This window comes from Mycobacterium sp. TH-M11 (assembly GCF_057473725.1).
Map to the genome: position 1 here is coordinate 1 of NZ_JBYCLD010000399.1, position 11,058 is coordinate 11,058.

The 11,058-nt window shown below is 67.6% G+C and carries 2 protein-coding genes and 1 pseudogene; 1 reads left to right on the top strand and 2 read right to left on the bottom strand.

Features of this window, described 5'->3' with window-relative positions; translation table 11 throughout:
* The coding region (locus tag AC2VOG_RS15945) for a fatty acid synthase subunit beta domain-containing protein (protein ID WP_486940844.1) at positions 1–8,108 on the bottom strand (8,108 nt) is incomplete at its 3' end.
* A 588-nt stretch (positions 8,109–8,696) separates the two neighbouring features.
* Between AC2VOG_RS15945 and AC2VOG_RS15950 the strand changes: the two genes are divergently transcribed.
* Entirely contained in the window at positions 8,697–10,235 is a 1,539-nt protein-coding gene (locus AC2VOG_RS15950) for a serine/threonine-protein kinase (RefSeq protein ID WP_486940845.1), read from the top strand.
* Between the two features lie 27 nt (positions 10,236–10,262).
* Here the strand turns inward: AC2VOG_RS15950 and AC2VOG_RS15955 are convergent.
* Positions 10,263–10,610: pseudogene (locus tag AC2VOG_RS15955) on the bottom strand (hypothetical protein); the annotation flags it as partial.
* Positions 10,611–11,058 lie beyond the last annotated feature (448 nt).

Consider the following 11,058-nt stretch of genomic DNA (forward strand, 5'->3'; position numbering starts at 1 on the left):
TGCAGGATGTCGTTCGGCTTGTTCCGGCCCAGCAGGTTGCCGTGATACATCGTCTGCATCGACGTCATACCGCCCATACCGGTGCCCTGGGTGCTGGCCACCAGACCGGGGTGTACCCATCGCATCAACTCGGCCGGGGTGAAGCCCGACGACAGGAACGCATCGACGGTGGCCACGATGTTCCACAACGCCACCCGGTCGATCGAGCTGGCCATGTCCTGGCTGATGCCGAACACCGTCGGATCGAACCCGGTCGGGATCTGTGCGCCGACGGTCCGCGACAGTTTGGTCTTGCGTGGCACGCGAATCTCGGTGCCCGCCTTGCGGGTAACCTGCCAGTCGCTGGAGCCTGGAATCGGTTGGATCACGGTGTGCTCGGCGTCGAACTGGGCAAACCCGCGGGCGTCGGCTTCCGAGGAGACGACGAACGTGAAGTCTTTGTCCAGGAACACGCTGACCATCAGCGGCGACGCGTGGTCGGGGTCGATCGCACCGTCGTCGACGAACTCCCGGATGCCGACCCGCTCGACCACCGCGTCGTGGTAACGCTCGACCAACTCGGCCTCGTCGACCAGATCACCGGACGCGGTGTCGTACCAACCCGGTGTCGGGTCGTCCTCCCACTTGATCAACCCAGTGGTCCAGGCCAATTCGAGCACCCCGGCGGCCGATAGTTCGCCCGCGACCTCCATTTCGAAGCGGGTCCGCGACGAACCGTACGGGCCCAGTTCGGCACCGCCGACGATCACCACCAACTCCGACGGGTCGAGGTCGAGGCGATCCCACGCCGGCGGCGGTGCCGGGCTGAAGCCCCGCGGCGGCGACGGCAGCGCGGCGATAGTGCCCTCGGCGGCAGCGTCCTCGTCGACAGCCGATTCCGAGACCATCTCCTCGCGGGCCTTGGCGGCCAACTCGGCCATGTCGATCTCTACGTCGCCCAAACCGCCGGTGAAGTCGACCTTGATCGGAGCGCTCGCCGCGGCTGCCCGCGACTCGATGTCGCAGAGGCCGAGCAGCATGTCGGCCATCTCGTCGGTGGAATACGTTGTCACACCGGCTTCCTCGACCGCGTTGACGATCGCGTCGTTGTGGCCCATCAGCCCGGTCCCGCGGGTCCAGCCGATCAGTGCGTGCGCCAGGCTGACCCGCTGCGCCCACGACGATTCCGCACTCCATCGGGTGACCACGGCGTCCAGCGCCGACTTGGCCTCACCGTAGGCGCCGTCGCCGCCGAACATGCCGCGGTTGGGCGAGCCTGGCAGCACCACGTGCAGCCGTGCGGCGATGTCACGCTCGGCGCCGATCTTGGACAGGCCACCGATGAGCCGTTGCACGGCCCACAGCAGCACCTTCATCTCCAGCTCCGAGCGCGCACCGGCCTCGGACAGGTCACCGGCCACCCGCGGCGCGGCGAACGGGAACAGCAACGTCGGCACGTGGGCGTCCTTGATGTGAATCGACTGCGGCCCAAGGCTTTCAGACTGCTCGTTACCGATCCACTCGGCGAGCGCATCGATGTCGGAGTACGAGGCCATATTGGCCGCCACCACCCACAACGTCGCGCCGAAACGCGCGTGGTCGCGGTAGAGGTTGCGGTAGAACGCCAGCCGGTCGTCGTCGAGCTTCGACGTGGTGGCGATCACGGTCGCGCCGCCGTCGAGCAGCTTGCCGACCACCGATGCGGCGATCGAGCCTTTCGACGCGCCGGTCACCACGGCGACCTCGGCGTGGAACGGACCGTGGTCGGGGTTCTGGGCGCCGGCCGCGATCCGCCCGTACAGCGACGCGTGGATATGACGTCCGGCGGCCAACGCCTTGCCCTGCCACCAGGTTGCCTGGGTGGCGACCACATGGCCGGCACCCTCGAAACGCTCGGCGAGTCGCGCCCAGTCGGCATTGGCTTCGTCCTCGTCGACCAGCCACAGCTTGACCAGATCTTCACGCGCGCTGGCCCATCGGTCGTCGAACACGACGGCCTTCTTGCCGTCGAACACCGATGCCACCAGACGCGGCCAGTCCGCACCGAGTTCGGCGGTGACCAGGTCGATCAGCGCGGCGTCGGTGGCGGCCGGCGGCACGCTGACCTTCTCGTCGAGGCCGAGCTGGGCCAGCACCAGGCGGGCCGCCGAGGCGAGTACGCCGTCGCGGCCGGTGATCTGGTCGGTGAATTCGCTCAGCGCGGCGGCGTCGACTACTCCACCGCCGCCGCCACCGCTGGAGGGCAGCGCAACCGCGACGCCCCGGCGGGCCGCCACGGAGGCGACAGCGGCGTCGATGACGCTGTCGACCGCGGCGGCGTCCGCCAGCGCACCTTCGTGCAGGTTGCCCAGCGAGCCGCCACGGACGCTGGTTCCCTCACGAGTTCCGAGTGCCACCTCCACGGTGACGTGCTTGGCCCAGCCTTCGCCGAGCTCCCAGGTCTTGGTCACCCGCTCGGCGATGGCGGCGGGCCGTTTGCCGGACGGGCCGAGGATGGTGCGCAGCTGATCGTTGATCGCGTCGGAAAGCACTGGGCCGTAGGGCTTGTAGGTACGTGCGAGCTTGGTCACCTGCGCCCGCAGCCCGGCCAGGTCGGCCTCGGCCGCGCCGTCGATGGCGCCCAGGTTCAGCTCGGAACCCAGGTCGACCAGCAACTGGTTGCGTCGCGATGAGGCGCCGTCGGTGATCGACTCGATGGAGTCGAGTTGCTCGATCTGGTCGATGCGCATCTTGGCCGACAGCGCGATCAGCGCGAGCGTCGCGTCAGCGGCGTCGAACCCGATGTCGTCGGGGCGCGGAGCACCGGACGGAGCTCCGGCGCCAGCCGGAGCGACGGCTGGGGCGACATCAGATGGAGGCGCGCCGTCCGCGGCGGCAGCCGCGGAATCATCGGAACCCTCGTCCACGACATCTTCTGGCTCGGGATCGGTGTCGGTGGCGAACAGCACCGCGGCGTCACGCTCTGCGTTGAGCACTTCGACTGTGCTGTGCGCATATTCGGACAGCTTCAGAGTGTTGGTGGCCAGCCCGGCGACCGTCGGCGCCGACTTCACGCCGATCTCGACGAAGCGCTCCACTCCCAGCCCGCCGGCGGCCTCTTCGGTAAACAACAGATCCTGGGTCTCGATCCAGCGCACCGGGCTGGCGAACTGCCAGGCCAGCAGCTCGATGATCACCGTGCGCGCCAGGTCGAACGGACGCTCGGTGCGCCAGTAGTCGTAGTTCTCCAGGATCTCGTCCAGTGGCTCGGCCGGAACCAGATCCCGGATTTCCTGGATGAAGTCGCGGTCCAGACTGAACGGCCGCGGCACCAGGTTCGGGATGTAACGCCCGATGATCACCTTGGGGTCCTTGCCCCGCGGCATCGCCCGTTCCAGCGAACGCCGGAATTCGGCGACACCGACCCGCAGCACCTGCGAGTGGAACGGCACGTCGATACCCGGCACCAGGATGAATGACCGCTTTCCGCCTGATATTTCGCGACGGCGTTCCACTTCGGCCTCGAGCTCTTCCAACCCGCGGACCGTGCCCGCGATCGCGTACTGCGAGCCGCGCAGGTTGAAGTTGACGATCTGGAGGAACTCCCCGGTACGCTGCGCGACCTCCTCGACGAAGGCCGGCACGTCGGCGTCGTCGAGATCGATCTGCGACGGCCGGATCGCGGCCAGCCGGTAGTTGGAGCGGCCCAGCTCGTCGCGCGGCACAATGTCGTGCATGTTCGATCCACGCTGAAACACCGTCTCCAGCAATGCTTCCAGACCGTAGACGTCGCTGACGCAGGCCAGCGCCGTGTACTCACCGACGGAGTGTCCGCAGGCGATTGCGTCTTCGACGAAGGCGCCCTGCTCGCGCATCTCGGCGACCTGGGCCGCTGCCACCGTCGCCATCGCGACCTGAGTGAACTGGGTCAGGTACAGCACGCCCTCGGGGTGTTGGTAGTGCACACCGCTGGCGATCAGACTCGTCGGGTTGTCGCGAACCACGTGCAGAATCGAGAACCCCAGGGTCTCGCGGGTGTATTTGTCCGCGTCGTCCCATACCTTGCGGGCAGCCTTGGACCGGGCGCGCACATCCATGCCCATGCCCTTGTGTTGAATGCCCTGGCCCGGGAACGCGTACACCGTCTTGGGTGCGGCCAGCCGCGCCGTCGCCGACATCACCAGATCTGAACCGATTCGCGCGGCGATCTCCAAAACTTCTGCACCCCGGTCGATGCCGACACGGTCGACGCGGAAGTCGACCTCGTCGCCGGGGCGGACCATGCCCAGGAAGCGGGCCGTCCAGCCGATCAGCCGGGCCGGCGGCCGGGCCTGGCCGTCGGTGGCGGTCACCACGTGCTGCGCGGCGGCCGACAGCCACATCCCGTGCACGATCGGCGAGTCGAGGCCGGCCAGCAAGGCGGCCGCCCGGTCGGTGTGGATCGGGTTGTGGTCGCCGGACACCATCGCGAAGGGGCGCATGTCGACCGGCGCGGTGAGCGTGACGTCGCGACGGCGACGCCGCGGGGTGTCGGTGGCGTTCTCCGACACCGCGCCGCCGGCCCGCTGCGGGTCGGTCAATTCGGCGCGCCCGGTGCGGCCGCGGATCGCAAATCGCTCCTCCAGCGTCGCCAGCACTGTGCGGTCCGCGTCGGCAACCGTCACCGAGATCGGCACGACCCGGCCGACTTCGGTGTCGGTGGCAACCGAGGCCGTTGCGGTGACAGTCAATTCGGCCGGAACCTTGGGCAGCGCGGCAACCAGGTGGGCGGCGTGGTCGAGGTGCACCAGGCTCAGCAGGCCCTCGATGACCGGGACGCCGGCACCGGTGACCGCGGACCCGATGGCCGCGAAAACCGCGGGCCAGCACAGCCCGACCAGCGCGTCGGGCACGGTGGTCAGGGTCGGCGCCAGCAACTCGATGAAGGTGGCGGTGACCCCGGTGTGGTCGGCGACCCGCTCGGGGTCCCACTGCACGCTCACGGTAGCGGTGCCGTTGTGCACCCGGGGCAACGTCTCGGGGCTCTCGGCGCCCGCGGCGATCGCCAGCACCGAACGCATGGCCTCGATCGCGTCCTTGGTGCGGATCACCGGAATGCCGCCGTCAATGGTGTTGGCGGGCAAGCTGAATCGAATATCGATCCACACATCGGCGATCGGCACGCTGAGCACGACCTGGTCGGCCCCAGCTGTTTTGACGATCTGCAGCCTTGCCCCGGTCGAGGAGTGCGTGGCCTGCGGCGCTTCGGGACCGACATGCACCTGCCAGTCGGCCGGGTCGGCGATGCGGTGCACCGGGTTGGTGGCAACACGGCCGGCCCACAACACATCCGGCGCGTCGAGCACCGTGGCCAGCGGCCCGCGCACATCGATGCGACCTTGCCGGCGCGCGGTGACCGGGGTCGGCGTCGCACCGGTGGCGATCACATCGTCGACCGCGGCCTGCTCGAATCGGTCCAGCAGCTCGCCGACCGGCTCGTCGAGTCGGGTGATGCCGGCGACCGCCGCGGTGCCGGGGATGATGCAGACCTGGTCGGCGTCGTAACGGGCGTCGTGGGCCTGCCACAGCGAATCGCTGCGCCACCAACGGCGTACGTCCTTGTCGATCACCGGCACAAAGTTCACCGGCTTGCCCGCCGTCTTGCACTGCGTGACGAAGAACGGGACGTCGGCCGGGTGCAGTTGCACAGTCTGCGCATCGGGATAGCCGGCGACCAGCGCGGCGATCGCCTCGTCGGGGCGCTCCAACAAAGCGGCGTCACCAAAGAGCGTCTCGATCGGACCGGAGTCCTGCGGATGCAACCGCGCCTCGGCGCGCTGCAACATGGCCTGGAACCGGTCGCGCCAGGTGTCGGCCAGCCACGGGCTACCGGGTGCCGCGGTGTCGGCGGTGCTGTCGCCGTCACCGATCGCCAGCTCGACGTAGCGCTGCAGCCACTGCAGGTAGGTCATCTCGCCGACATCGCCGAAATACGGCTTGGCGGTATCGGCCATCGCGGCGATGATTTCCCCGCGCCGCGCGGCGACCGCGTCACCGTCTCCGGCGACCTCGTCGAGCAGCCGGCCGCACCGAGAGGCCGCGTTGTCGATCTCGTGGATGTCGGCACCGAGCTGGCTGCGACCAGAAGCCATGCCACCCTGGGCTTTTCCGGCGCCAACCCACTGGTCAGTGCCGTGTGTGTCGACCAGCATCCGCTTGACCGACGGCGATGTGGTGGATTCCAGCGTCGCCATCGCCGCGGTGCCGACCAGGATGCCGTCGACGGGCATCAGCGGATAACCGTAAGCGTTAGCCCAGCGCCCGGACAGGTATTCGGCCGCTTGCTCGGGGGTGCCGATGCCGCCGCCGACGCAGACCGTGATGTTGGTCCGCGACCGCAGTTCGGAATACGTGGCCAACAGCAGATCGTCGAGGTCTTCCCAGGAGTGGTGACCGCCGGCGCGCCCGCCCTCGATGTGCATGATCACCGGCTTGGTCGGCACTTCGGTGGCGATGCGGATCACCGAGCGGATCTGCTCGACGGTGCCCGGCTTGAACACCACGTGGGAGATGCCGATCACGTTGAGCTCTTCGATCAGCTCGACGGCCTCTTCCAACTCGGGGATTCCGGCGCTGACGACCACCCCGTCGATTGCGGCGCCGGACTGACGGGCCTTCTGCACCAAGCGTTTTCCGCCGACCTGAAGCTTCCACAGGTACGGGTCGAGGAACAGCGCGTTGAACTGGTAGGTGCGTCCGGGTTCGAGCAGCCCGGCGAGCTCGTCGATACGCGCGTTGAAGATCGGTTCGGTGACCTGGCCGCCACCGGCGAGCTCGGACCAGTGCCCGGCGTTGGCCGCCGCGGCGACGATCTTGGCGTCGACGGTGGTCGGGGTCATGCCCGCCAGCAGAATCGGTGACCGGCCGGTGAGCCGGGTGAACTTCGTCGAGAGCTTGACGCGCCCGTCGGGCAGGGCGACCACCGACGGCGCGTAGCTCGACCACGGCCGGGCCACTTCGGGGACGGCGCCGACGGTGAACAGGTTGCGTTGGCCACCGCGGGTGGCGGCCGGCACGATGCCTACGCCGAGTCCACGGATGATCGGCGCGGTGAGCCGGGTCAGGATGTCGCCGGGGCCCAGGTCGAGGATCCAGCGAGCGCCCGCCTCGTGGACGCCAATCACCTCGTCGACCCAGTCGACCGGCTGGACCAGGATCGCCTCGGCCATCGCGCGGGACAGCTCGACGTCGATGCCGACCTGCTCGGCCCATTGGCCGACGATGTCGATGCTGTCGGCAAGCCTCGGCGTGTGGAAGCCCACCTCGACCTGGACGGCGTCGAATACCGGCGCGAAGACGTCGCCGCCGCGAATCTTGTTCTTGCGTTCGGCTTGTTCCTTCTCCGAGATCTGCTTGCAGTACAGCTCGAAGCGGGACAGCTGCTCGGGGGTGCCGGTGATGACGACCGAGCGCCGGCCGTTGCGGATCGACAGCACCGGCGGTAACACGGTCCGGACGTCATGGGAGAAGTCTTCGAGCAGCCGGTAGATGCGCTCGGGGTCGGCTCCCGAGACCGACACCATCGGCGAACGGTCACCGAGTACCGAGATGCCGCGCCTCCGGGCTACCAGCGTGCCGGCGGCGCCGATCAGCTGCGCCATCGCCAGCAGCTCGATGTCGCGCGCGCCCGCCGCCTTGAGGGCCTCGACGGCGAGGATGCCCTGCGAGTGCCCGACGACCTTCACCGGCGGCGTAGCCAGCAAGTCCATGCCCTGCCGGACCAGCGCGCGGACGGCAGCGATCTGGGTGAGCAGGACGCCGGGCAGCGACACCGCCGCCGAGGTCAGGTGCTTTTCGGACGGAACCGGGTCTTCGGCGGCCAGCGCCCGCACCCAGCGCAGCGGCTCGAAGCCGATCGGACGCACGACGACGAGCTCGTTGGCCACCGGCTCGAGCAGCAGGTCGGCCTCGCCGGCCAGCGTCGCCAATTCAGATTCGATCCCCGACGACGAGACGAGTTCTTCCAGCGTCTCCAGCCACGCACCGCCTTGGCCGCCGAACGCAACCGCGTAGGCCTCGCCTGCCGTCAGACGATCGACGAGCGCATGCGTGTCCGAGGAGACCCCGTTTTCGCGGTCAGCGGACACTCGATGGTGCTCATAGATCGTCACGTGTGTATCTCCCTCAATAGCGCTCGTCTGCCCACAAGCCCTCGTTTGCTCACAAGCCAGAGCCACGCTGCCCCGTACATACCGTTGACCCGATTCAGCTCCCGGTCCAACCCGGCGCGACGTGGCGGACCCGGATTTCGCGGGTTCTGCCAAGTGAACGTCATCGGCTGCACTAAGAGTGTCATAAGAGATCTGGGAGTTTCCGGCGCATTTTGGTTACTGGTGAGTTCTACGCGCGAGTAATGGTGGGCTGGGTAACAGTCCGCTACGGGGGCACTCGTGGCGTCCAGACCAAACTTGCTGCGTGCGGGCGGTTACGGTCGAGTAGCTATAACTGCGCAGATCAAAGCAGTATTGTTATCTAATCGTTATCTAGAAAATTTGCGCCAGAACGCGGGTTGTCGGCCCGTCGCCGCCGAGACGGCTCAGCGCGACCGACGGGAATCCAGCCGATCACGCGGCCGACGAGGAATTGCCGGGAACTTACTCGGGAGTCAGCTGAGCCTCGGCGGCAGCGAGCCGGCTTCTGGCCGGCACCTGCGCCCCGCATCCCCGGGCGTCGTGCCGCCGGTATGTACCATCCTCCCCATGCCGCTGGTCATCGGAGCGACAGCTGCCGGATTCAACATCGTGCAGCAGCTCGGGTACGAAGAGTTCGGCGAGCTCTATCTCGCCGAGCATCCGCGGCTTCCCCGCCAGCAAGTCCTTCACCTGGTTCCGGCCGAGACGTCAATCGACCTGGATTACCGAATCCGGTTCAACCAGGAGTCCGACCTCGCGGCGACGCTCTGGCACCCGAACATCGCCGGGCTCACCGACCGCGGCGAGTTCGAGGGTCAGCTGTGGATCTCCACGGAGTACATCGAGGGGGTGGATTCCGCCGAGTTCCTGGGCGACGGCCATCTCGATGGCATCCCGTCGCGGACGGTGGCCGAGATCGTGTCCGCGATCGCAGACGCCTTGGACTACGCGCACGACTGCGGCGCGCTGCATCGCTTCGTCAATCCCGGCCGCATTCTGATCAACAAGTCGCCCACTGAGCGACGACGAATTGCGTTGACCGGCTTCGGTATAGCGCGCCCTGAGGGCGCCCACAACACGCTGACCCGCGCCGGCATGTTCATCGGGACCGCCGGCTACACCGCACCCGAACAGCTGATGGGTGACGAATTCGACGGCCGAGCCGACCAGTACGCCCTGGCGGCGAGCGCTTTTCACCTATTGACGGGCGCACCGCCGTTCGCGCATTTCAATCCTTCGGTCGTGGTCAACCGGCAACTCACCGATCGCGCGCCGCGACCGAGCGAAATCCGGCCCGACCTGACCGAATTCGACGCGATCTTCGGCCGCGCGCTGTCCAAAGACCCTGTCGACAGGTTCCGCCGATGTCGGGATTTCGCCAAAGCGCTCGAATCGACCGGGGGTAACAGGTCACACATCCGCGCCACGTCCGAGGTCCGCGCGGCAGCCATATTCCGCGAGGCGACCACCAACGGCGACACCGCCGCGACGGCCGTCGCGGCGCCCGGCACCAGCAGCCACGCTAGCTCCGATACCCCAGATGAGTTCACGGACCACGACATCGACGATGCCACCACCGCTGCTGCGCCCACGGCAGACGACGAGGCGGCCGAGGCCGCCGAGGCCCGCAAACGCCGACTACGCCACTCGGCGGCGATCGGCGGCGTGATCGCGGTGGTGCTGATCGCGTGGTTCGCCGGCGTCAAGGCATTGCGTTCGGCATCCCACACCGACGATGGGCCGGCCAGCGTCGAGACCACGTCGTCCGCCGAACCGACGGCGTCGACGCGCGCGTTCATTCCCCCGCCTGCGCCGCCGGTGGCTCCCCCATCGCCCGCAGTCACCACGGCGACGCCGACGATTCCGCAGACAACCAAGGCCGCCCCCGCAACCACGCCGAAGGCCGAGACGACGGCGCCAAAGAGCACGATTGCAAAAACGACGACCAAGCCGATCACGACGACGCCGACCGGCCTGGACACCCGGCCCGCGGTCGGTATGCCTTGTGGCGCCGAGGGTTCCGTGGCTGTGTCCAACCTCGGCGGCCCGGTGACCTGCGTCAGCACCCCGGGCGGATTCGCCTGGGAGCCACCCGGCGGCGGGTGACCGGTTCGGTCAGCTTCCGTCCGACCGCACCCCGATCAGCTCCCAATCCCGGTGCAGGGCCAGCGATCGCTCGTAAAACGCAAAGCCGCTTACCGGTTCGCCACGCATGGTGCCGTGATAACGGAACGGCCCTCTGGGGCTTTCGACGGGTCGGGGTAGCTCACCGTCGCACCCGAAAATGATTGCACTGCCGTTCATGACCATGCCGGTCCGGAAATACGAATAGGTGCCGGGCTGGCCGAAGCACGTGATCACACCGTTGCAAACGTCGGCGCCGACCGGTACCGGTGCGCGGGTCGGCGTGACGTCCAGATCCAATTCGATTGGCCGGCAGACTTGATCGGTGCCCCGCAGGATTACCCGGTAGTTGTAGGGCTGCCAGTCAGTGTTCATCGCACGCCTCCGAGTATCACAGCACCCGCAGGCTCCGTCTTTTTTGCTATGTTAGCATCAATAGCGAAGTTGACGTCGCCTTTCCAGAGGTCGTGCCCCATGCCGCAAGCCCGTGATCATCGTTGCTACGACCAGCTTTTCACGATGCCGCCGCTGTCGCGCTAGTGCGCCGGGTTTAGCCACACCAGCCACATCGGTCTCCGCGAGGGTGGGTATTCCATGTGCCCGCCTCAGAGCGAATATCTCTGCAGCGAACGGGAATTCGCTATGAGCCGGGCACATCGGCAGGCGTCTCCTCGGTGGGCCTGATGTGCCAATTGTGACTGCTGGCCAATGGCTACCAGCGCATCCGAGCGGTCATCCGCACCAAACCCCCGACACCCCGCCAGATGCTTATCCACCGTCGCTCATCGTCACTCGATCAACCGCA

Bases quoted from the DNA above. Each gene is read 5' to 3' on its own strand.
- AC2VOG_RS15950 (WP_486940845.1), top strand. From the start codon at position 8,697: ATGCCGCTGGTCATCGGAGCGACAGCTGCCGGATTCAACATCGTGCAG.